We start from the raw sequence: 21,635 nt of genomic DNA on the forward strand, positions 1-21,635 counted from the left end.
ATCCCCTTCCCCTTCCCCTTCCCCATGACGCAGTCCCAGGAGTCACCTGAGATGAAGATCATCTACCTCCACCAATACTTCACCACGCCCTCCATGCACGGTGGGACCCGGTCCTACGAGCTGGCCCGCCGCCTGGTCGGCATGGGGCACGAGGTGCACATGGTGACCTCCGACACCCGGCCCCAGGGGAAGTCACGCGGCTGGCGCGAGACGAACGAGAGCGGCATCCAGGTGCACTGGCTGCCGGTGCCGTACAACAATTCGATGAAGTACACGGAGCGCATCCGCTCCTTCGGTCAGTTCGCGGTCGACTCCTCGCGCCGCGCGGCGCAGCTGTCGGGCGACATCTTCTTCGCCACGAGCACGCCCCTGACCATCGCCGTGCCGGGCCTCCTCGCGTCGCGCTGGAACAGCCGGCCCATGGTGTTCGAGGTGCGCGACCTCTGGCCCGCCATCCCCATCGCCGTTGGCGCCCTCAAGAGCCGCTCCGCCATCCTCGCCGCGCAGATGCTGGAGAAGGCCGCCTACGCGGGGGCGGCGCACATCGTCGCGCTGTCGCCGGGCATGAAGGCCGGCGTGGAGGCGGCGGGCGTGCCGCCGGAGAAGATCACCGTCATCCCCAACCTCTGCGACCCGGAGCACTTCCAGGTGCCCGCTTCCGCGGGCGCGGAGTTCCGGGCGAAGTACCCCTGGCTGGGCAACCGGCCCATGGTGCTGTACGCGGGCACGCTGGGGATGGTGAACGGGTTGGACTACCTGGTGCGGCTGGCCGCGGACATGCTCACGCGCGACCCGGAGGTGCGCTTCGTCATCATGGGCCAGGGCCGCGAGGAGGCCTCCCTGCATGCGCTGGCGCAAAGGCTGGGCGTGCGCGACCGCAACCTCTTCTTCCTGCCCAGCGTGCCCAAGGCCCAGCTCCCCGCCGTGCTGTCCGCGGCCACCATCGCGACGAACCCCGTCACCGACGTGCCGTGCATGCAGGACAACTCCGCCAACAAGTTCTTCGACGCGCTCGCCGCCGGCCGGCCGCTCGCGATCAACTCCGGCGGCTGGCAGGCGGAGCTGCTGGAGCGGGAGCCCTTTGGCCTGCGCCTGCCGCCCAAGGACATCCCCGCCGCGGGGGCGCTGCTGGCGAGCAGGCTGCGCGACCCGAAGTGGCTCGCGCAAGCCGGGGCGCTCGCGGCGCGCCTGGGCCGGGAGCGCTACTCCGCGGACATCGCTGCCCAACGTCTGGCGGAAGTGTTGCAGCGCGCGGCGGCGCGGTCGTGACGAAGCGCTCGGTGGGGGGCAACTTCGCCTGGTCGCTCTCCGCCGGGCTCATCTACGCCCTTGCGCAATGGGGCGTCCTGGTGGCCTTCGCCCGGTTGGGCACGATGGAGGAGCTGGGCGACTTCGCGCTCGCGCTGGCCATCACCGCGCCGGTGCTGCTGATGGCGCGCATGCAGTCGCGCACGCTCCAGGCCACCGACGCCCGGGGCGCCTTCGGCTTCGAGCACTACCTGGGCCTGATGGTGCTCAACGTGCTCGCGGCCCTGGGGGTGTGCGGCGCCATCGCGTGGCTGGTGGCGCCATCGCCGCGCGCGATGGGGGTCATCGCGCTGGTGGCGCTGGCCAAGGGCTTCGAGGCCGTGAGCGAGGTGTTCTACGGCGCGCTGCAGAAGGCGGAGCGACTGGCGCTCATCGCCCGCTCCATCATCGCCAAGAGCGTGCTGTCGGTGGTGGGGGTGACCCTGACGCTCTGGCTCACGCACAGTCCCACCGCGGCCGCCGCCGCGCTGGGGCTCTCCTGGGCCATCGTGCTCTTCCTCTTCGACGCGCAGGCATTCCGGCGCGAGTTCCCGGACTCGCATCCCTGGCGCCCGCTGTGGCGCACCCCGTGGCGCGAACAGGGCGGGCGGGTGAAGGCCCTCTTCCTGCTGTGCTACGTGCTGGGCATCACCGCGCTGCTGGGGGCGCTGCGGCCCAACCTCCCCCGCTACCTGCTGGAGGCGCACTCCGGCCAGGCCGAACTGGGCATGTACGCCGCGCTGGCGTACTTCACGGCGCTGGGGGGCCGGGTGGTGCACTCGCTGGGGCAGGCCGTGAGTCCCCGGCTCGGCCGCTACCACGCGGCGGGGGAGCAGCGCCGCTATGCCCGGATGCTGGTGGGCTTCTCCGGGGTCGCGGCGCTGGTGGGCCTGTGCGCCATCGCCAGCGCGGCGCTCTTCGGGCGCTGGGCCCTGACGTTCTTCTACGGGGCCGCCTACGCACAGAACCTGGAGCTGTTCGTCTGGCTGATGGGCGCCGCGGCGCTGGAGTACGTCTGCGTGAGCCTCCAGGTCGGGCTCACCGCGGCGCGCGAACTGAAGGGCCAGGTGGTGCTGCTCGTCGCGTCCGTGGGCGTGGTCGCGCTGGGCAGCATGTGGTGGGTGCCGACGGTGGGGCCGGTGGGCGCCGCGTGGGCCCTGGGGCTCGGCTGGGCCACGGAGCTTTGCGGCAGCGCCTGGCTCGCGGTGCGCGTCTGGAGACGGATGGGACATCCAGAGGTCGCCCCCCCCCGCCCGATATCGGCGCGGGACACCGTGGATGCTCGGGAGCAGACAACGGGTTGAGTCCGGGGGGACGTGGTGGGCGGCCGGAGCGTTCCCTAGGCTCCCCGGGCTTCGAGCCTGCGGCGTCATCGGAGTGAAACACAGGCCCTGACGTCGCGCACTGGAGCCCTAGACCATGCAAAGACAAACAGGAGCCGGACGGTTGCTCAAACGGCTCATCGACCTGACGGTCGCTGGAGGGGGCCTGGTGTGCCTGTCCCCCGTGCTGGCCGCCACGGCGTTGTTCGTCCGCGCGACAATGGGCGGCCCCGTCTTCTTCCGTCAGCAACGGCCGGGCCTGGGCGGAAGGCTGTTCACGGTCCTCAAGTTCCGCTCGATGCTGGAGGCGACGGACGCGGACGGGAACGAGCTCCCGGACGAGCAGCGCCTCACGTGGGCCGGGCGGCTGCTGCGCTCCACCAGCCTGGATGAGCTGCCGCAGCTGTGGAACGTGCTCAAGGGCGACATGAGCCTCGTCGGTCCCCGCCCGCTGCTCGTCGAGTACCTGCCGCGCTACTCCGCCGAACAGGCGCGGCGCCATGACGTGCTCCCCGGCGTCACCGGCTGGGCGCAGATCAACGGCCGCAACGCGCTCGGCTGGAACGAGCGCTTCCAGTTGGACGTCTGGTACGTGGACCACTGGAGCCTGGCCCTGGACCTCAAGGTGCTCGCGCTGACGCTGCTGCGCGTCGTGCAGCGACAGGGCATCTCCTTCGTGAGCGAGGCGACGATGAACAAGTTCACCGGCACCGCGCCGCCGGAGGCCAACGTCGTGGCGCTCCGGCAGGACGACGGCCGCCCGTTCAGCTCCCCGTCCGACGGACCGGATTCCGGGACACGGCGCGAACCACCTCCACCACACGCTCGAGCTCCCGGGTCGTGAGGTTGGAGCCGGAGGGCAGGCACAGCCCATGCTGGAACAGGTCCTCCGCCACGCTTCCCCGGCGCCGCTCGAAGGTGGCGAAGACGGGCTGCAGGTGCATGGGCTTCCACACCGGCCGCGCCTCGATGTTCTCCCGCTCCAGCGCGGTGCGCACCGCCTCCCGGTCCGCGCCGAACACCTTCGGATCGATGGTGATGGTCGTCAGCCAGCGCGTGTGACGGCCCCATGGGGCCTCCGGCATGAACGTGATGCCGGGCAGGCTTTCGAAGGCCTTGGCGTAGAACGCGTGGTTGGCGCGGCGCGCGACGACCCGGTCTTCCAACACCAGCAGCTGGCCCCGGCCGATGGCGGCCAGCACGTTGCTGAGCCGGTAGTTGTAGCCAATCTCGGAGTGCTGGTAGTGCGGCGCGGCGTCGCGTGCCTGCGTGGCCAGCTTGAGGGCGTGCTGAACCAGCTCCCCGTCGGAGGACACCAGCATGCCGCCCCCGGAGGTGGTGAGGATTTTATTGCCGTTGAACGAGTAGATGCCCACGCGGCCGAACGTGCCGGGGGCCCGTCCCTTGTACGAACTGCCCAGGGCCTCGGCTGCGTCCTCCACCACGGGCACCCCGTAGCGATCACAGGCGGCCAACAGCGGATCCAGGTCCGCGCTCTGACCGTAGAGGTGGACCACGATGACCGCGCGTGGCAACCGACCCGCGCGGGCGCGAGCGGCGAGCTCCTCCTCCAGCAGGCCCGGATCCATGTTCCAGGAGGAGCGCTCGCTGTCGATGAAGACGGGCGATGCGCCCAGGTAGCGGATGGGGTTCACGGAGGCGGAGAAGGTGAGCGTGCTCACCAGCACGTCGTCGCCGGGTCCCACGCCCACCAGTTGCAGGGCCAGGTGCAGCGCGGCCGTGCCGGAGCTCAGCGCGAGCGCGTGGGGGCTGCCCACGCACCGGGCGAACTCATGCTGGAACGCGTCCACATGCGGTCCCAACGGGGCGATCCAGTTGCTCGCGAAGGCGTCCTCGACATAGCGGCGCTCGAGCGTGCCCATGTGGGGCGAGGACAGGTAGATGCGGGAGGACATACGGGGGCTCCGGTTCGGACCGGGGCCCGTCCCCGGCGTTTCCGGCAGCGTTCGCACACTCCCTCCCCCCGCGCGCTCGGGCGGGGGGAGGGGGTGTTTGTCCGCATTGTGGAACTACAGCGCGGAGTTGCCAGACAACAGCTTCGCGTTGAGCGCGCCGTTCGCGTAGAACTGGGTGTTGCGACCCACCGCGTGCGTCTCCAGGCGGCGCTGGAGGTTGGCGTCGTAGCGGCCCAGCTTCATCAGACCGTCGTTGAACCAGCCGTTGCCCGCCCCCGTCCCGTCGACGAAGTTGCCATAGCGACCGGCCGCGGGCCAGATGATGCTGTTGAGCGTCACGACGAACTTGCGCATGTCCGCATCCGTCCACTCCACGCCCGCGTCATGGGCCTCGACGAGGTAGGCCATCATGCCGTTGGCGTGGGACACGTCCTGGCCAGGACGCGAGCGAGAACCCCACTCGGCCGCCCAGAAGTACCCGGCCGGGTTCACCGTGCTGGTCATGAGCTGCCCGCGCAGCGACGACGTGGAGTTCGGCAGGTCACGGTTGATGTTGTTGACGACGGTCAGGTAGGTGGCCTTCTTCGTCGCGTCCGTGGTCATGCGCGACAGGTCCATCGCAATCAAGGCCCAATGCGACGCCATGTGCGTGTTGACGCGGTAGATCCAGCTGTTCGCGCCGCGCTTGTTCCACTTCTCGAAGATGTTCTTCTCGGTGAACGCCAGCAGCCGGTCGTACTGTGCGCGATAGGTGGCATTGCCATAGAGAGCAGGCGTCTCGCGGATGACGCGCAGCATGCGCGTCACGTAGCGCCAGCAATAGCTCTCGTACAGGGCCACTTCCTGGCCCAGCACTTCCGAGCGCGCCGCGGCCCAGCCCTGGTAGCCGTCCTTGAACTGGCTCCGGGGGAAGGACGTGGACGCCTTCGCGTTGCCGACCACGTTGTTCACGTACAGCAGCGCACGGTCCAGGTACTGCGTCTTGCCCGTGGCCCGGTACATCGCCGTGTTGCCGTCAATGGCATAGCCCAGATTGTAGAACTGCCAACTGTCGAGCGACTTGCTCATGGGCAGGTAGATGGAGGTGTGTTCGGCGTTCCAGCGGCCCAGGAACAATGTCTCCCAGCCCGCCACGGTGCGCAGCCCGGCGACGGCCTGGGCGGCGAGGGCCTCTTCCTGGGCGGATCCAAGCGAATCCGTGCCAGGAGCCGGGAGCGCCGCGTCCGCCTCCGGGTCCGAGGGAGCAAGCGCGTCTGCCTCCGGGATGGAGGGAGCAGGCGTCTGTGTTTCAGGGTTGACGGTTTCAGCGGTGCCTTGCGCGTTTTCTCCGCTGGTGTCGCCAGTGGCCGCCTCGCCAGAGGTGGCTTCCGGGTTGGGGCCACAGGCCCCTCCAACCAGGAGGGCGAGGGACAGCAGGGACGACAGGGCAAGACCAGACGTATTGCAACGACGAGATTCCGACATCAGTGGGTCCCGTGGGGTAGGTCCGGTGTGCTCCCCGGTGCGCTACCCTGTTGTGAGAACGCCGGAGTGCGTTCGCGGCCATCAAAGAGTTGAGAGCCCCACAGAATTCCTTTGTGTTTATACAAACAAATGGAACGCCCGCCCGTTTGTCTTTGGTACCGGGTGGCATGGGCCCGGCTGCCTGAGCCGGTGAATGACGCACGCGGAGCGGGAGAGGACACACATGAGAAGGGTGCAAGCGAGCGCCACGCTGGTTCCCGACGCGGGAGCCTCGGCGCTATCGGAGGAGTACTTCCGCTCCGCGCACCACCTGCGGGCCGAACGGGTGACCCACACCCTGGTCCTCCGGGGACACGCGGGGGGAGTGCTGCACCTGCCACTCATCGTGCGCCCCATCGAAGGGACGCCCTACCGCGACGCCATCTCCCCCTACGGGTTTCCCGGAGGGACCGTGGACGGCCTGTGCGAGGTGCCGAAGCTGGACGTGGACTGGGGGGGCACGGAGCTGGTCAGCATCTTCGTGAGGGACCGGGTCCAGGGGCCGCCCTGCTTCGCGGAGCCGACCGCGCGCAATGAGGTCTTCTTCGTGGACCCGAAGCTGCCGCTCGACATCAAGGAGATGCACCGCCGGCACCAGCGGCGCAACGTCCGGCTGGGCTTCGTGAGCACCGTGTGCGCTTCGCGCGAGGCGTCCGCCGACGAGCGGCGGGGCTTCCTGGACGTGTACCGGCAGACGATGATCCGCGACGAGGCCTGCCACCGGTACTTCTTCTCCGACGGGTACTTCGAGGAGGTGTTCGCCTCGCCCGGGGTGTGGCTCGCGACGACGCGCGCACCGGACGGGCAGGTCGCCTCCAGCGCGCTCATCGTCCGCAGCGATGGGCTCCTGCACTACTACCTGGGGGGCACGGCGGATGCGCACCTGGCGCGCTCACCGGCGAAGAACGTCTTCGGCGCGATGATCGACCTGGGCACGCGGCTGGGGCTCCCCCTCCACCTGGGGGGTGGGCTTGTGCGGGGCGACGGGCTGGAGGACTTCAAGCGGGGCTTCGCGAACGCGAGCGCCCGCGTCCACACGCATGAGATTGTCTGCGACCCCGGGGTGTACTCGCGTCTGTCGGAGGGGCAGGCCACCGGGAGCTTCTTTCCGGCCTACCGCACGCCGCGACACTAGCGGCGGGCCCCTTCCCACCGCCGGAAACGCCCGGGGCCCCGGCATCCCCGCGCTCCGGGGAGAGGGAGCGGGGGGACACCGGGGCCCCAAGGGACACAGCGGAAGGCTTCAGGCGCGCACGGCCTGTTCGACGCCCAGGGGATGCGGGCCCCCCCGCAGGCCGCCGGGCACCGGCGGATTGACGTCCGCCAGCAGGGGCGAGCTTCCCGGCAGGATGACGTTCCGGGACTTGGACGGGGTGTACGAGGGAATGAGGTCCTGGAGGGCGCTCTTCACGGCGTGGACGTCACCGGCGTGGGCCGCCCGTTCCAACCGGAGCAGCTGCAGGTCGAAGTCCTGGGGAGGCGCGGGGCTGCGCGCCACCTTGATGCGGTTGCGGACCTGCTGCGTGAGCTCCTCCTCGTCGCTCATCAGCGTCTCCTCCAGCTTCTCGCCCGGGCGCAGCCCCGTGTAGACGATGGAGATGTCCTTGTCCGGCACCCGGCCCGTCATGGTGATCATGTTCGCGGCCAGCTCGGCGATCCGCACGGGCGCGCCCATGTCCAGGATGCACAGCTCCCCGTAGCCGCTCAAGCCCGCCAGCACCACCAGGCCCACCGCCTCCGGGATGATCATGAAGTAGCGGGTGCAGTCCGGGTGCGTCACCGTGACGGGGCCGCCGGCCTGGATCTGCTGCTTGAACAGCGGCACCACGCTGCCCGCGGAGCCCAGCACGTTGCCGAAGCGGACGGCGCAGAAGGTGGTGCGTGACGTCACCGCGATGTCCTGGATGACCATCTCCGCCAGCCGCTTGGACGCGCCCATCACCGACGAGGGCTTGACGGCCTTGTCGGTGGAGATGAGGACGAAGCGCTCCGCGCCGCAGGCGTCCGCCATGCGCGCGACGTTCTGGGTGCCGAAGACGTTGTTCTTGATGGCCTCCTCGGGCGAGTCCTCCATCAGCGGCACGTGCTTGTGCGCGGCCGCGTGGAACACGTACTGCGGCCGGTACTCCTGGCCAATGCGCATCATGCGGTCCAGGTCCCGGATGTCCGCCACGATGGAGCTCACGGGCAGCCCCGGGTAGCGCGCCTGGAGCTGGCGCACCAGCAGGTAGAGTTCGTTCTCGTTGATGTCCACCACCACCAGCGAGGACGGGGCGTGGCCGGCCAGCTGCCGCGTGATTTCACTGCCGATGGAGCCCGCGCCGCCGGTGACGAGGACGCGGCGGCCGGAGACCAGCCGGTGGACCTCATCGTGGTCGAAGGAGACGGCGTCCCGGGGCAGCAGGTGCTCCGGGCTGAGGTCGTGCAGCATCGCGGCGGTGATCTTCTCATCCAGGTAGGCGAACGAGGCCGGGATGATCTTGAAGCTGACGCTCTCGTGCCGGCACAGGCTCAGGATGTGCCGGGTGCGCTCCGGCGACAGGCGCGGGATGGCGATGAGCACCTGGGTCACCCGGTGTTTCGTCATCAACTCCGGCAGCGCGTCGATGACGCCCAGCACCGGCTTGCCATTGAGGAAGGTGCCCTGCTTGCCCGGGTCATCGTCCACCAGCCCGATGACGTGCCAGGAATTGCCCTGGCCGCGCATCAGGTCGCGCAGCAGCAGGTCCCCCGCGCTGCCCGCGCCGACGATGAGGGTGCGCTGGACGCCGTCCGCACGCGAGCGGCGCTGCTCCAGGTACCACTGACGCGCCATCCGGGGCGCGAAGCGGTGGATGCCCAACAGCGTGGTGGCGGCGAAGAACTCGAGCGCGACGACCTGGCCCGGCAGCGCGCTGGCGAAGAACACCAGGCGCAGGAATTCGAACACGATGCTCGCGACGACGTTGGCCATCACCAGCCGAACCGCTTCGTTGATGCCGGAGCGGCGGAAGGACCAGCGGTGCAATCCCAGCCAGACCATGGTGACCAGACGCACCGTCAAGAGCAGGGGCAGGGCGCGCGGGAAGACGTCCAGGGCCCCGGCGGGCAGCGCGCCGTCAAAACGCATCAGGACCGCGAAGAAGAGCGCGCCGGTGATGAGGACCGCGTCCACCAGGAGCATGCGCAGCGAGCAGAGCAGGGGCGAGCTTCGTGGCGCGCCCTCCGTGGATGAATCATTGGTGCGGAGTCCTTCGGTCTTCTCGAAACCCTTCATGTGGCCTCCCCCTCTTGGCCTGGCGCGGCTTTGAATCCGCTTCCTCGTGACGTCCGTAGGGAAGCTCGCCCCAGTTCCAAATCGCGAGGAATGGTTGGACGCTTGGACGCCGTTCCCAAGCCGTCCCACGGGGCATCCGACCCGCCGCACGGGGCCGGTGGACGTCAGTGAGCAACAGCGCCCCCCCATGGACCTGGATCCGGGCCACTTGCCAATTCCAAGGAAAGCACGTTTCGGAGTTTTTCCCCGAAAACTCAACGGACGGGCCGGTCTGAACCCTTCAGCTCCGCGCCCCCCCTCAGGTCGCGTAGGCCTGTCGCCTGAAGCCGCGTGTCCAGGTGGAGACGCTCCTCCCGTCCGTCCGGGACGCTTCCCCCACGGCCTTCATGCGCCTTGCTCCTCCAGGGGTGTCCCGCCACGCTGGGCCCATGACGACCGAGTTCATCCTGCTCCGCCACGGCGAGACGGAGTGGAACGCCCAGGGGCGCCTGCAGGGCCATCTCAACAGCTCCCTGAGCCGCGAAGGACTGCGCCAGGCGGAGGCGCTCTCGGCGCGCCTGGCCACCCTGCCCTTCCAGGCCCTCTATTGCAGCGACCTGGACCGGGCGGTGCAGACGGCGGCCCGCATCGCCGCGAGGACGGGCCACGACGTCCGCCAGGATGCGCGGCTGCGCGAGCGCGGGCTGGGCATCCTCGAAGGGATGACGCGCGCGGAGGCCCAGCAGCGCCACCCGGACGTCTTCTCCGCGTACGCAGCGGGCGGGCCCGACTTCGTCATTCCCCAGGGTGAGAGCACGTCCCAGCGGTTGCGCCTCGCGGTCCGGTGCCTGGAGGAGCTGGGCGCGCGGCACCCGGAGGCCCGCATCGTGGTCGTCACGCATGGAGGCCTGCTCAGCAGCCTGCTGCGCGACTGCCTGGGCATCCCCCCCACCACGCCGCGCGCCTTCTCCGTGCTCAACGCGAGCTGGAACCAGTTCGACCTCCACGAAGGCGCGTTGCGGATGGTGACCTGGGGGGACGTGAACCACCTGCGCGGGCTCAGCCTCGACGACACCTGAGACGGGCGGACGCGGATTTAACTCGGCTTAATGCCCCCCGCCCCACGACCTGCGCGACAACTCCCTCAGCGGAATCAACAGGGGGACGCACATGTCGGGGTTCATCCAGGGCCACAAGCCCTTCAGCACCTTCATCCAGAAGCCGAACGTCAGCAGGCCGCAGGGGACGGTCAGCACGGCGGCGCCAGCACCGGCTCCGGCCGCGCGACCCCAGCAGGGCCCCGCCGGCCTCTTCGCGGATGGCTTCACGCCCGCCCCCACCCGGAGCCCCGCGCGCAACCCGGTGCTGGACCCCTTCACCGTCACCGCCAACAGCGCGTCGGTGAAGGACAGCGCCGAGGTGGAGGCGCAGTTCGAGTCCGAGCCCTTCACGGTGAAGGTCGCGGCGTACACCGAACTCGAGCGGAGCCAGAGCACCGACGGCGACATGACCACCTTCAGCGTGGAGGCGGAGGTCGGCGTCAAGGGTGAGGCCAGCGTGGAGACGTCCCGCGTGGATGCCACCGCCAGCGGCGCGGTGGGCGCCCGGGGCTCCTACCAGGTGTCGGTGCCCACCACGGCGGCGGCGGGCATCAGCTCGCCCGAACAGGCCGCCGCGCGGCTGAGCCCCTTCGCGCCGGCGGACCTGCCGGTGGGGACCACCATCGAAATGCACGGCGAGGCCTTCATGGAGACCGGCCTGTCGGTGACGTTCAAGAAGATCGCCAATGTGTTCGACGTCACGCTGAACGAGAGCGTGGAGCGCGCGAAGGGCATGTCCATCGCCATCAACAAGGTGGACGACAAGACGGTGCGGGTGACCATCGGGCCCACGGAGCTGGTGGCGCGCACCAACGGGCTCAGCATCGGCGTGGGGGACGTGGAGGTCGGCCTGTCCACCACGGGCAAGGTGGACCAGCAGACCGCGCGGCAGGTGGACTTCGACATCTCCACCCCCGCGGGACAGGCGGCCTACGACCGCTTCATGACCACCGGGGAGCTGCCCGGCAACGACGCCGCGAAGGGCACCTCCAACGCCGCGACCGTGCAGCTCGTCAACGGCGAGGTGTCCACGGAGCTGACGGTGGGCATCTCGCTGGGGGAGAACACCCCGGTGAGCGACGCGTACACGTACACGCACTACGACGACGGCCGGAAGGAGTTCACCTGGTCCGGGGTGATTGGCCCGGTGACGCTCGACATCGCGGGCACCGTGGGCGACCCGTCCACCCAGACCTACGCGGCCACCCTGTCGGGCGTGGACCCGGGCAGCGTGGACGGCCTGCGACAGGTGTTCCCGGCCATGACGGGCACCGGCGAGACGGTGACGATGACCTGGACGAACGCGGAGGCCCAGCAGGTCCAGCAGATCGCCAAGGACTGGATCGCGGCCTACCAGCAGGGTCTGCCTGGCTTCCCCCCGGGAGACCGGGCCCCGGACTGGGTGCTGCCCATGGCCAACGCCGCGACGCCCGAGGAGGCCATCTCCCTGCTGATGTCCCCCACGGCGAGCTACGACGCCACGTCGGTGGCCGACCGGGTGGGTCTCATGACGACCTTCCTGCGCGACACCACCGGAGCAACGGTCCCGGGCACGGTCACCGCGAAATAGCCGCGGGCTGCCAGCCGGGGCCATTCCGACCCTACAATGGCGGGCGCCATGCGCACGCCATCCACCCCGGGGCTCGGTCCACCCGCCGTCTTCGTGGGCCGTGCCCAGGAGGTGCGGCGGCTGGGGGACATGCTCCGGCGCGTGCACACCGGGGTCGTCTACGGCCTGCCCGGAGCAGGCAAGTCCGCGTTGGTGGCGGCGGTGGCCGCGCGCCACCGGGGCCCCGTCGTGCACCGGCGCGTCCTGCCCGGGGACACGCTGGACACGGTGGTGGACGACGTGCGCCGCCTCTTGCGTGAAGCGCCCGTGGCCCAGGCCCTGTCGGATGCGTCCCGCCTGGAGGACCTGGTGCGGGAGATGGAAGTGCACCGCGCGCTGTGCGTGCTGGACGACCTGCACGTGCTGGGGCCCCCGGAGCGCGCGGTGCTGGTGGAGGACCTGGGCGGGCGGCTGCGCAAGGGGTCGCTGCTGGCCACCTCGCGTGAGTCCGTGCCCCGGCACGCCAGCAGCCCGGACCGCTTCGAGCTGCGGCTGGATGGCCTGCCGCAAGACGCCGCGCGCCTGCTGTGGCGACAGCTGGGCTCGCTGTACGGGGAGCGGGAGGGCTTCGAGGCCGCGTGGAGCCGCTCGCGGGGGCTGCCCTTCCTCCTGCGCCGCGCCCACGCCGGAGACACCGGAGGGGAAGAGCCGGTGCGCGCGGCGCTTTCGGCGCTGCCGGAGGACGAGCGGCGGCTGGCCGCGATGCTGGCCCTGAGCGAGGTGCCGCTCACCCTGAGCACGCTCCAGGCCGTGCTGCCCGGAAGCGACGCGGACGCCTCGCTGCGGCGGCTGGGCGCGCGACTGCTGGTGGAGACGGACTCGCGGGGCCGGCACGGCGTCCACGACCTGGTGCGCGAAGCGCTCGTGTCGATGCTCGGGCCGGACGAGTCGAACGCCGCCCATGCGTCCCTGCTGGAGGTGATGGAGCACGAACCCCTGCCCGCGGTGGTGCGGGTGCGCGCGGTGTGCCGCCACCTCCAGGCGCTCGGCCGCCATGAGGCGCGCGCGGCCTTCATCGTCGCCCAGGGGGAGGCCCTGGTGCGCCACGGCGCCGCGGATGAGCTGCTCTGCCTGGTGGACTCGGTGCCCGCCGCGCTGCGCACGCCGGAGGTGCGGCTCACGCACGCGCGCGCCCGCGTGCGGCTCTTGGACCTGCGCCGGGCCTACCCGGAGCTCCTCGCGCTGCGCGCGACGCTGGATGCACCGGAAGGAGCGGCCGGAGGCTCGAATCAGGACGCCCTGCGCGAGGGCGTGGGCACGGTGCTGGTGCGGGTGGCCCTCTTCTCCCTGGAGCCGGAGGCGTGCGAGCGGACCCTGGAGGCGATGCCGGTGCCGAGCAGCGCGGAGGTGTTCCTCCAGCAGCTCCTGGCCCTGACGGCGCTGCGCTTCTTCCAGGGGCGCCTGGACGAATCGCTGGCGATGCTGGACGGCGCGGCGACCGCGGCCGGAGGGGACCGGCGGGTGCTGGGATGGTGCGCCTATGCCCGCGCGCTGATGCTGTGGATCGAAGGCCGCGACAGCGAGCTGGCGGAGCCGCTGGCCCGGTGCGTGTCGCTGTTGGAGGACGCGCCGCTCGACTCGCGAGGCCCGCTGGTCGCCGCCATGTCCGCGGGCATCCTGAGCCGGCTGGGGCGCTTCACCGAAGCCGAGGCCGCGCTCGGAAGCGCCCGGGAGCGGCTGGGGCAGCTGGGAGCGCCCCGGCTCGCGCTGGAGCTGGACTGCATCGCCGCGTGGGTGCGGGGCGAGCTGGGACAGCGGCGGGCGGCGCTGGCGGCGCTGCGGGAGACGGAGGTCCGGGCGGAGCGCGCGGGCTACCTCTTCGTGAGGCTGCTCTGCCGGGTGGGCGCGGGCCGCATGTTGCTGGAGCTGGGCCGCCGCGCGGAGGGACAGGCGCTGCTGGACGCGGTGGAGGCGGAGGTCCGGACGCGCGGCGTGCTGGGGCTGCTGCGGGCCGTGCAGGTGGCGAGGACGCTGGACGTGCCGGGCCCGCAGGAGGCCCCCGTCACGGTGGAGCCGCGCGAGGTGCGCCCGGGCATCGCGGCACGCCAGCGCGCCCTCGCGGCCTGGGGCGCGGCACGGCAGGGGGACTCCGTCCGCGCGCTGGGGCTGCTCGCCGCGCTGGAGCCGATGGCGCTCGGGGCGGACTTCGCGCTGGAGCGTGCGCTGGGCCACCTGGCCCGGGCCGCGCTCCACCGGCACGCGGGCCGCGCGAAGGAAGCGGACGAAGCGCTGGAGCACGCCGCGCGCACGGCGGCCGAGGGCGAGGTGGACCCCGAGCTGATTCCGGAGCTCTCGCGCGCCCGGGGCTCCCCACCGGCGGTGGAGACAGCGGCCCCCGTGGGCGCCGCGGACGCGGTGGTGCTGGATGCGAAGCGCCACGAGCTGCGGGCCCCGGGGCGCGTCATCTCCCTGGAGCGGCGCGCCCTGCCGCGCAGGCTGCTGTACGCACTGGCCCGGCAGCCGGGACGCACGCTGTCCAAGGAGGACTGCGTGCGCGCCATGTGGAACGCGGCCTACGACCCACGGCTGCACGACAACTCATTGCGCGTCCACGTGAGCCACGTGCGCGAGATGCTGGAGGGCACCGGCACGCGGGTGGTGTTCGAGGACCCCGGCTACCGACTGGAAGTGGCCGGGGGCTTCACCTTCATCGCGGAGTAGCGCGCTCCCTGGACTTCAGGGCGCGCAGTAGCGGACCGCCTGGAGTTCGTGCGCTTCCGGCGGCTGCGTGGAGGTCATCACGAGGGCCCCCATCCAGTTCTCCGGAAGCTCCTCCAGCAGCACCCACTGCGCGTACCGGTGCAGCGGCAGCGGGTCCGGGCCGGGGGTCCAGTCCCTGCGAGTCCCGCCGGGCGACAGACTCCAGAAGCGTCCGCGCCAGTCGAACGAGGTATCGCCGCCCGACGGCGCCTGCTGACGGACGGAGAGCCAGGCCACCTGGAGTCCCCGTGACGTCGCCGTGGCGTTGAACCAGGCGGTCTCCGAGGACGAGGTGGTGGTCAGGAGCTCCGGAGTCCCGCCATCGAAGAGGTTCTTCACCACCGACAGCGTGGCGGGGACACCCTCGAACTCGCGCAGCACCACGGCCGCGGACGCTTCAGGTGCCCCGCCCCCCGCGCCCAGGTCCACGAGCGCGGTCTGGGTTTCGGACTTCGGCTGGAAGGAGCGCTCCTGCCCCACGGGCATCAGGTTGTTGTCGAAGCGCTGGAGCCGGAGTTGTCCCCCATCCAGGGGGCCCACCTCCTCGAGGACCGACACCAGGAAGCCCCCATCGCGCAGGGCCAGCACGTTCACCTGGCCCAGCCAGGAATCCTCCGTCAGCTGGGCCCGCATCAGGACCCGGGTCGCGGACACCGTCTGGCCATCCAGGTCCGTGACCGTGCCATGCAGTTCACGGGACGACCTCGGCGCCTGGATGGAGGCGTCCTTCCAGGCCATGAACACCCGCGAGCCCTCCGCCGACATGGCCACCCGGCTGGAGACGTGGGCCACGGGATGCTCGAAGAGCACCGTGCCACCCTTCGGTCCGGGCCCGGGATGTCCCTGCGCATCGAGCGGGATGAGGAAGCCCCGGGTGGTGTCCGGCAGCCCGTCCGACGAGGAGTAGTACAGCGCGGGCCCACGCGACGTGGACAGCAGCTGGCTGTACATCGAGCTGAAGGACTCCTGGGTCGTCACGGCCGCGGACACCTCCGTGGTTTCGGGCGATGCCAGGGAGGCATCCAGCCGCGTGATGCGAGCCACCAGGGGCGTGTCGAACACCGCGACCAGCAGGCCCTCGGGGATGCGGAGGCTGCTCACATTGTTCCGGGTCAGGGCACTCCCCAGCGAAGCGACCTTCGACCACCGGGCGGGAGGATCCGTCACCCCGTCGCAGTCGTTGTCCACGCCGTCACAGCGCGTCTCCACGTCCTCGTAGGTCGACCCATACGAGCGCGCCGTGCACACGGATTCATAGACACCGTCGACCTGGGCGCGCCGGGCTCCCGCGCAGACCCCCAGCGTTCGCTCACACGGCAGGGCTTCCGCGGTCTCGCCACCGTCTGGATTGCCCGCATCGGCAGAGGCTCCCGCGTCGGCGGAAGGGCCCGCGTCCTGCGACGACGAGGAGGCTCCGCATCCCGCCAACATCAGACTGCCCACCACCGACAAAACAGCCCACATCCGACCCGACATCATCCGCACGCTCATCAACCCCTCATCTGCTGGCGGTCCCAGACGCATCAGCGATGCAAGTCTAATCCGCTTCGGCCCCAGGAAGCAGGTGTGCGGCACGATGCCGTCCTCCACCCGGGTGCGGTAAAGCGCACGCACGGGCCGCATGAACCCTGACGCGCCCCGGTGAGAGGGAAGAAGCACCCGGGGTGGAGCGGCGCCCCGGCCCTGACACCCGGTGAAACCATCCGGGCCCCTGGGCCGTACCGTGGAGCACATGCACCGTGCTCCACCGCGCCTCGCGCTCGCCATCATGCTCGCACTGTCCGCCTGCCACCGCGCCGCCGCGCCCGGAGGCCACGTCCGGGCCGGTACGCCCCCGGAGGTGGACATCGTCCGGGCCCGGGCGCTTGGACAGACACCCGCGTTCACCTGGGAGGATTGGGGTCCGGAGGCCTTCGCGCGTGCGAAGCGCGAGGGCCGCTACATCCTGGTCGATGGCGCCGCCGAGTGGTGCCATTGGTGCCACGTGATGGACGAGACGACCTACCGCGACCCGGAGGTGGGCCGGCTGCTGCGCGAACGCTTCGTGGCCATCCGCGTGGACGTGGACGCGCGGCCGGACCTCGCCGAGCGCTGGGTGGATTACGGCTGGCCCGCCACCATCCTCCTCACGCCCGACGCGGAGGAGGTGGGCAAGTACCGGGGCTACCTCGCGCCGGAGCGACTGCGCGCCCTGCTCCAACGCGTGGAGGCCCTGGAGGTGGAGGCCCGCGACACCGCGCGCCCGCTGCCGCTGGACCTGCCCGCCGCCCCCGCGATGCTGCCGTGGGTGACCGCCAGCGTCGCCCGGGACCTGGACGGCTGGTACGACCCGAAGGAGGGCGGCTGGGGCCGCACCCAGAAGGCGCCGCTCGGGGCCAACGTGGAGTTCGAGGTGCTCCGCGCCGCGCGCGGGGATGCGGCGGCGCGTGAGCGCATCATCCTCACGCTGGAGCGGCAGCGCGCGGTGGTCGACCCCGTGTGGGGCGGCGTCTATCAATACTCGGCGGCGCCCCACTGGAAGGCGCCCCACTTCGAGAAGCTGATGTTCATGCAGGCATCCAACCTGGAGGCCTACGCGCGGGCCTGGGCCCTGCTGCGGACGCCCGCGCTCCTGGAGGACGCACGCGGCATCGCCCGCTATCTGGAGCGCTTCCTCCAGGCTCCAGACGGCACGTTCTACGCGAACCAGGACGCGGACGTGGGCGCGCACGACCGGAGCATCCCGTTCGTGGATGGGCACGTCTACTACGCGCGGGACGACGCGGGACGCCGGGCGCTCGGCCTGCCATGGGTGGACCCGCATGTGTACTCGCGGGAGAACGGGCTCGCCGTGGCCGCGCTCGTCACGCTGCACGAAGCCACCGGCGACGCACGGGCCCTCGCCGCCGCGAGGAAGACCGTGGACGTGCTGCTCGCGACCCACGTGGGCAGCGACGGCGAGGTGTGGCGCGAGGCCACGCCCCACTCGGGCCCGCGCTTCCTGGCGGACGCGGCGGCGCTGGGACGGGCCCTGGCGCTGCTCGCGCGGACCACGGGGGAGGCCCGCTACCGGGACGCGAGCCTGCGCGTGGGCCAGGCGATGCTGCGGGACTTCGCGGATCCGTCAGGAGGCGCGCTCTACGAACAGACGCCGGACCGGGACGCGGTGGGCATGTTCGCCAGGCGGGAGCGCCCGTTCGCGCACAACGTGGCGGCGGCGCGCTTCCTGGCCGCACTGCACGCCCTCACGCAGGACGCGGCGTGGCGCGAGCGGGGCCGCGAAGCGCTCGCGGCGACGGCCTCCCCCGCCACGCTCGGAGCCCAGGGCCGGATGGTGGGCGACTTCCTGCTCGCGGCCGATGCGCTCGGCGTGGTGCCCTGGCCCGAGCGCGGCGCTGAAGCCGCGTGCCTCACGGCGCATCCAGGAACGTGGTGAGCGCGGGAATCACCACCTGGGGCGCTTCCTCCATCAGCCAGTGCCCCGAGCCGGGGACGACCTGGCCCTGGACGTTGGACGCCACCAGCTTCGCCTGTTCGATGAGGCCGTTGCCGCTGGCCTTCTCCCCCGTCAGCACCAGCACCGGCATCGTCAGCGGCGTCGCCGCGAACCCGGCGAAGTCCTGCGCGTCGCGCTCGAAGCTCTTGAAGTACTCGAAGCCCGCCTGCATGCCGCCCGGCTGCGCGTAGGCCTTCGAGTAGAAACGGCGGTCCGCCTCTGGCACCGAGCGCTTCGGATCCGCCGCGAAGTCGTTCCAGAAGTGCTCGAAGTACGTCCGCTCCCGGCCCTTGACCAGCGCCAGGGCCGTCTCGCCGGTGAAGTGGAAGTGCCACAGGTCCCGCAGCAGCCAGACCTGCTTCCAGTCACCGACGCCGGGCAGGAACGCATCCATCAACACCAGCCGCTCCGTGGCCTGGGGGAACTGGGCCGCGAAGGCGTACGCCACCATCAACCCGATGTCGTGCCCCACGATGCGCACGCGCTCATGGCCCAGCGAGGTCGTCAGCGCGTGGATGTCCACCGCCAGCGTCTTCTTGTCGTAGCCGGAGGCCGGTTTGGAGGACCCGCCCGCGCCACGCAGGTCCGGCACGATGACGGTGTGGTGCTGGGCAAGATGGGGCAGCAGCGGCAGCCACATGTGGCCCGTCTGCGTGTAGCCGTGCAGCAGCACCACCGGCGAACCCTGGCCTCCGATGAGGTAGCTCAGGCGGGTGCCATTGACGTCGGCGTGGCGCTGCTCGAAGCCCCGGGGAAGCGACGGGCCCGACGCGGCCCTGGCGGCGGAGGCCATCATCAGCGAGGCGCCCAGACCGGCGGCGCCGGCGAGCAGGGTGCGGCGGGACGACGTGAAGAAGGAGGACATGACGGACTCCAGGACGCGAAGGGGAGCAACCACCCGGCGAGGCGTCGTGCCCCGTCGATGAAGCAAACATAGGGTTCAGCTTCCCTTGGAAGAAGGCAGCGAAGATGGTTCAACCCTTCAGCTTTTGTGAATCTTGAGGAGGCAGGGGATGGACCGGTTGCGCGCATTCGAGGTCTTCGTGACGGTGGTGGCGAAGGGCAGCTTCACGCGGGCGGCGCATGCGCTCGACACATCGCCCGCCAATGTCACCCGGTATGTGAACGAGCTGGAGTCACACCTGGGAACCCGCCTGCTCAACCGCAGCTCGCGCAAACTGTCGCTCACCCAGGGAGGTGAAGCGCTCTACGAGCGGGGCCGCTCCATCCTGGACGAGGTGGCGGAAGCCGAGGCGCTGGCGTCCTCCGCGTCGTTGCAGCCGCGCGGGCGGCTGCGCATCAACGCCCCGGTGAGCTTCGGCATCCTGCACCTGGCGCCGCTCTGGCCCCGCTTCATGGGCCGCTACCCCGACGTGGAGCTGGACGTGGCGCTGAACGACCGGGTCGTGGACATCATCGACGAGGGCTACGACCTGGCCATCCGCGTCTCGCGCGCGGGCGCCACCACCCACGTGGCGCGCAAGCTGGCCACCTCCCGCAACCTCGTGTGCGCGTCACCGGCCTACCTGCGCCGCCACGGACGCCCCAAGGTCCCCGCGGACCTGGGCGACCATGCCTGCCTGGGTTACTCCTACTCCGCCACCGCTGACGAGTGGCAGCTCGTGGATGACGCCGGCGCGGCCTCCAGCGTGAAGGTGCGTTGCGTGATGCACACCAACAACGGTGACACCCTGCGCGCCGCGACACTCGCCGGCACGGGCATCTCCTGGCAGCCCACGTTCCTCGTCGCGGAGGACCTGCGATTGGGCCGGCTCGTGCGCGTGCTGCCCCACCATCACCTGCCGGACATCGACGTGCTGGCCCTCTACCCCAGCCGCCGCCACGTGAGCGCCAAGGTCCGGGTGATGGTGGACTTCCTCGTCGAAGCGTTCACTGGAATTCCACCGTGGGAACGACCGGGCAGCGTCAACGGATGAAACCGGATGAAACATACAGTAGTCATCCGGTTGCGATAAAAAAACGCGCTTGAGGAGTTTACAAGAAGCTCCGGGCTCCTCCACAATGCACCCGTTTCCGCGAATCCCCCCTATACGAGGTTCACATGCTTTCAGGTCAGGTCGTACGTGGCTGGGCTACCGCGAGCGTGATGTCGCTGCTGGTCATCGGTTGTGGGCCGCAGGCGAGCCAGGAGCAGGCCCCGAAGGAGGAGGCTCCTGCCGCGGCCACGCAGGAGATCGTCGGTGGTAGCGCCACCACCATCACGGAGAACCCGTGGCAGGTGTCCCTGCAGAGCAGCGGCGGCAGCCACTTCTGCGGCGGCTCCATCATCAACGAGAACTGGATCCTGACCGCGCAGCACTGCGTGAACTCGGGCGGCACCATCAGCAAGCCGGGCCGCGTCGTCGCGGGCATCACCAACCGCACGGCCACCAACGGACAGGTCCGCACGGTCTCCCAGGTCTTCGTGGTCCCGGGCTACGTGGACGCCAACGTCGGCAAGGACGCGGCGCTGCTGAAGCTGTCCTCGCCCCTGGACCTGAGCGGCCCGAACGCGAAGGCCATCCCCATCGTCACGGCGGCGGACGCCGCCGCGGGCGTGACGAACGCGGGCGTCATCTCGCGCGTCACGGGCTGGGGCACGCTGAGCAGCGGCTCCTCCTCGCTGCCGACCACGCTCCAGACGGTCGACGTGGCGCTGATGACCAACGGCGACGTGCAGGCGAAGTACCCGGACGAGGTCATCTCCGCGGACCAGCTGGGCGCGGCCTCCCCCGGCAAGGACTCCTGCCAGGGTGACTCCGGCGGTCCCCTCACCGTCCTCAAGGGCGGCACCCGCGTCCTCGCGGGCATCGTGAGCTGGGGCTACGGCTGCGCGGACTCGCGCTACCCGGGCCTGTACGGCCGCGTGTCGTCCTTCGAGACGTGGATCAACAACACCATCAACGGCACGACGCCTCCGGGCACGACGCTGCTGGAGAAGACGGGCCTGTCCGGCGCCACCAGCTCCTTCACGCACTACGCCATCACCGTGCCGGCCGGGGCCACCACGCTGACCGTCGTGCAGTCGGGCGGCACGGGTGACGCGGACCTCTACGTGCGCCAGGGCTCGCAGCCCACCACCAGCGCCTACAACTGCCGCCCGTACGCCAGCGGCAACGCGGAGACGTGCACCCTGAACAGCCCCGCCGCGGGCACCTGGTACGTCTCCGTGCGCGGCTACAGCGCGTTCACGGGCGTGTCCATCAAGGCCACCGTCCCGTAGTCGCTGACACACACTCCGCTGCTGGAGTCTCGGAAGCCCTCTTCCTCCCACGGGAGGAAGGGGGCTTCTGTGTTTCAACCGGCCCGCCCATGTCGCCCGGATGGTGTAGACCCATCCCATGGCCCGGACCGGACCCAGATCGCCCCGCTGCCCCGACTGCAACGCCCCCTTCGCGCTCAAGCCCGGGCAGACGCACTACACCTGCGGCTACTGCGGCATCGCCTTCGACCTGGGGAGCACGCAGGCCCGGCCCCCCGTCTCCCGG

15 protein-coding genes are annotated in these 21,635 nt (G+C 70.7%); 10 read left to right on the forward strand and 5 right to left on the reverse strand.

The features are described from left to right. The 3 genes from D7X74_RS23235 to D7X74_RS23245 form a co-directional block, all read left to right on the forward strand. A partial coding sequence (locus D7X74_RS23235; RefSeq protein ID WP_233602214.1) for a glycosyltransferase family 4 protein occupies positions 1-1,269 on the forward strand: 1,269 nt, incomplete at its 5' end. Continuing rightward, a complete protein-coding gene (locus D7X74_RS23240; protein ID WP_120535184.1) occupies positions 1,266-2,591 on the forward strand; it encodes a lipopolysaccharide biosynthesis protein in 1,326 nt (441 codons plus the stop codon). The genes D7X74_RS23235 and D7X74_RS23240, both read left to right, overlap by 4 nt. A gap of 115 nt (positions 2,592-2,706) precedes the next feature. Then, positions 2,707-3,453 (forward strand): sugar transferase, encoded by a 747-nt coding sequence (locus D7X74_RS23245; protein WP_120535185.1) that lies wholly within the window; start codon positions 2,707-2,709, stop codon positions 3,451-3,453. Here D7X74_RS23245 and D7X74_RS23250 read toward each other — a convergent pair. Continuing rightward, positions 3,374-4,525, reverse strand: a complete 1,152-nt coding sequence (locus D7X74_RS23250) for an aminotransferase class I/II-fold pyridoxal phosphate-dependent enzyme (RefSeq protein WP_120535186.1) — start codon at positions 4,523-4,525, stop codon at positions 3,374-3,376. The two genes, D7X74_RS23245 and D7X74_RS23250, sit on opposite strands and share 80 nt — an antisense overlap. A gap of 114 nt (positions 4,526-4,639) precedes the next feature. Continuing rightward, positions 4,640-5,989: a hypothetical protein gene (locus D7X74_RS23255; protein WP_120535187.1), complete on the reverse strand. Its 1,350-nt coding sequence runs from the start codon at positions 5,987-5,989 to the stop codon at positions 4,640-4,642. Between the two features lie 223 nt (positions 5,990-6,212). Here D7X74_RS23255 and D7X74_RS23260 point away from each other — a divergent pair, with 223 nt between their 5' ends. Next, on the forward strand, positions 6,213-7,163 hold the full coding sequence (locus D7X74_RS23260) for a GNAT family N-acetyltransferase (protein ID WP_120535188.1): 951 nt from the start codon (positions 6,213-6,215) through the stop codon (positions 7,161-7,163). A gap of 108 nt (positions 7,164-7,271) precedes the next feature. On the opposite strand, the gene D7X74_RS23265 is transcribed toward D7X74_RS23260, so the two are convergent. Then, positions 7,272-9,284 carry a nucleoside-diphosphate sugar epimerase/dehydratase gene (locus D7X74_RS23265; RefSeq protein WP_120535189.1) on the reverse strand — a complete coding sequence of 671 codons (2,013 nt, stop codon included), beginning with the start codon at positions 9,282-9,284 and terminating at the stop codon, positions 7,272-7,274. 428 nt (positions 9,285-9,712) lie between these two features. Here D7X74_RS23265 and D7X74_RS23270 point away from each other — a divergent pair, with 428 nt between their 5' ends. The 3 genes from D7X74_RS23270 (at position 9,713) to D7X74_RS23280 (ending at position 14,633) form a co-directional block, all read left to right on the forward strand. Further along, a complete protein-coding gene (locus D7X74_RS23270) occupies positions 9,713-10,342 on the forward strand; it encodes a histidine phosphatase family protein (RefSeq protein ID WP_120535190.1) in 630 nt (209 codons plus the stop codon). Positions 10,343-10,433: 91 nt separating this feature from the next. Beyond that, complete coding sequence (locus tag D7X74_RS23275) at positions 10,434-11,933, forward strand: hypothetical protein (RefSeq protein WP_120535191.1); 1,500 nt, start codon at positions 10,434-10,436, stop codon at positions 11,931-11,933. 48 nt (positions 11,934-11,981) lie between these two features. Continuing rightward, entirely contained in the window at positions 11,982-14,633 is a 2,652-nt protein-coding gene (locus D7X74_RS23280; protein WP_158622282.1) for an AAA family ATPase, read from the forward strand. A 15-nt stretch (positions 14,634-14,648) separates the two neighbouring features. On the opposite strand, the gene D7X74_RS23285 is transcribed toward D7X74_RS23280, so the two are convergent. Next, on the reverse strand, positions 14,649-16,286 hold the full coding sequence (locus tag D7X74_RS23285) for a putative metal-binding motif-containing protein (protein ID WP_147446656.1): 1,638 nt from the start codon (positions 16,284-16,286) through the stop codon (positions 14,649-14,651). Between the two features lie 118 nt (positions 16,287-16,404). Between D7X74_RS23285 and D7X74_RS23290 the strand changes: the two genes are divergently transcribed. Then, the gene (locus D7X74_RS23290) at positions 16,405-18,087 is read left to right on the forward strand and encodes a DUF255 domain-containing protein (RefSeq protein ID WP_120535194.1); all 1,683 of its coding nucleotides are present in this window, start codon (positions 16,405-16,407) and stop codon (positions 18,085-18,087) included. On the opposite strand, the gene D7X74_RS23295 is transcribed toward D7X74_RS23290, so the two are convergent. Next, complete coding sequence (locus D7X74_RS23295; protein ID WP_120535195.1) at positions 18,062-19,012, reverse strand: alpha/beta fold hydrolase; 951 nt, start codon at positions 19,010-19,012, stop codon at positions 18,062-18,064. The genes D7X74_RS23290 and D7X74_RS23295 overlap by 26 nt on opposite strands. A 148-nt stretch (positions 19,013-19,160) precedes the next feature. Between D7X74_RS23295 and D7X74_RS23300 the strand changes: the two genes are divergently transcribed. Then, a complete protein-coding gene (locus D7X74_RS23300) occupies positions 19,161-20,084 on the forward strand; it encodes a LysR family transcriptional regulator (RefSeq protein ID WP_120535196.1) in 924 nt (307 codons plus the stop codon). Positions 20,085-20,209: 125 nt separating this feature from the next. Next, positions 20,210-21,370 carry a trypsin-like serine protease gene (locus D7X74_RS23305; protein WP_120535197.1) on the forward strand — a complete coding sequence of 387 codons (1,161 nt, stop codon included), beginning with the start codon at positions 20,210-20,212 and terminating at the stop codon, positions 21,368-21,370. Positions 21,371-21,635 lie beyond the last annotated feature (265 nt).

The sequence above is a fragment of the Corallococcus sp. CA047B genome (assembly GCF_003612065.1).
Taxonomy (GTDB): domain Bacteria; phylum Myxococcota; class Myxococcia; order Myxococcales; family Myxococcaceae; genus Corallococcus; species Corallococcus praedator.

Coding starts and splice junctions, on each gene's coding strand:
- D7X74_RS23245 (WP_120535185.1), top strand. CDS start 2,707: ATGCAAAGACAAACAGGAGCCGGACGGTTGCTCAAACGGCTCATCGAC.
- D7X74_RS23250 (WP_120535186.1), bottom strand. CDS start 4,525: ATGTCCTCCCGCATCTACCTGTCCTCGCCCCACATGGGCACGCTCGAG.
- D7X74_RS23255 (WP_120535187.1), bottom strand. CDS start 5,989: ATGTCGGAATCTCGTCGTTGCAATACGTCTGGTCTTGCCCTGTCGTCC.
- D7X74_RS23260 (WP_120535188.1), top strand. CDS start 6,213: ATGAGAAGGGTGCAAGCGAGCGCCACGCTGGTTCCCGACGCGGGAGCC.
- D7X74_RS23265 (WP_120535189.1), bottom strand. CDS start 9,284: ATGAAGGGTTTCGAGAAGACCGAAGGACTCCGCACCAATGATTCATCC.
- D7X74_RS23270 (WP_120535190.1), top strand. CDS start 9,713: ATGACGACCGAGTTCATCCTGCTCCGCCACGGCGAGACGGAGTGGAAC.
- D7X74_RS23275 (WP_120535191.1), top strand. CDS start 10,434: ATGTCGGGGTTCATCCAGGGCCACAAGCCCTTCAGCACCTTCATCCAG.
- D7X74_RS23280 (WP_158622282.1), top strand. CDS start 11,982: ATGCGCACGCCATCCACCCCGGGGCTCGGTCCACCCGCCGTCTTCGTG.
- D7X74_RS23290 (WP_120535194.1), top strand. CDS start 16,405: ATGCACCGTGCTCCACCGCGCCTCGCGCTCGCCATCATGCTCGCACTG.
- D7X74_RS23295 (WP_120535195.1), bottom strand. CDS start 19,012: ATGTCCTCCTTCTTCACGTCGTCCCGCCGCACCCTGCTCGCCGGCGCC.
- D7X74_RS23300 (WP_120535196.1), top strand. CDS start 19,161: ATGGACCGGTTGCGCGCATTCGAGGTCTTCGTGACGGTGGTGGCGAAG.
- D7X74_RS23305 (WP_120535197.1), top strand. CDS start 20,210: ATGCTTTCAGGTCAGGTCGTACGTGGCTGGGCTACCGCGAGCGTGATG.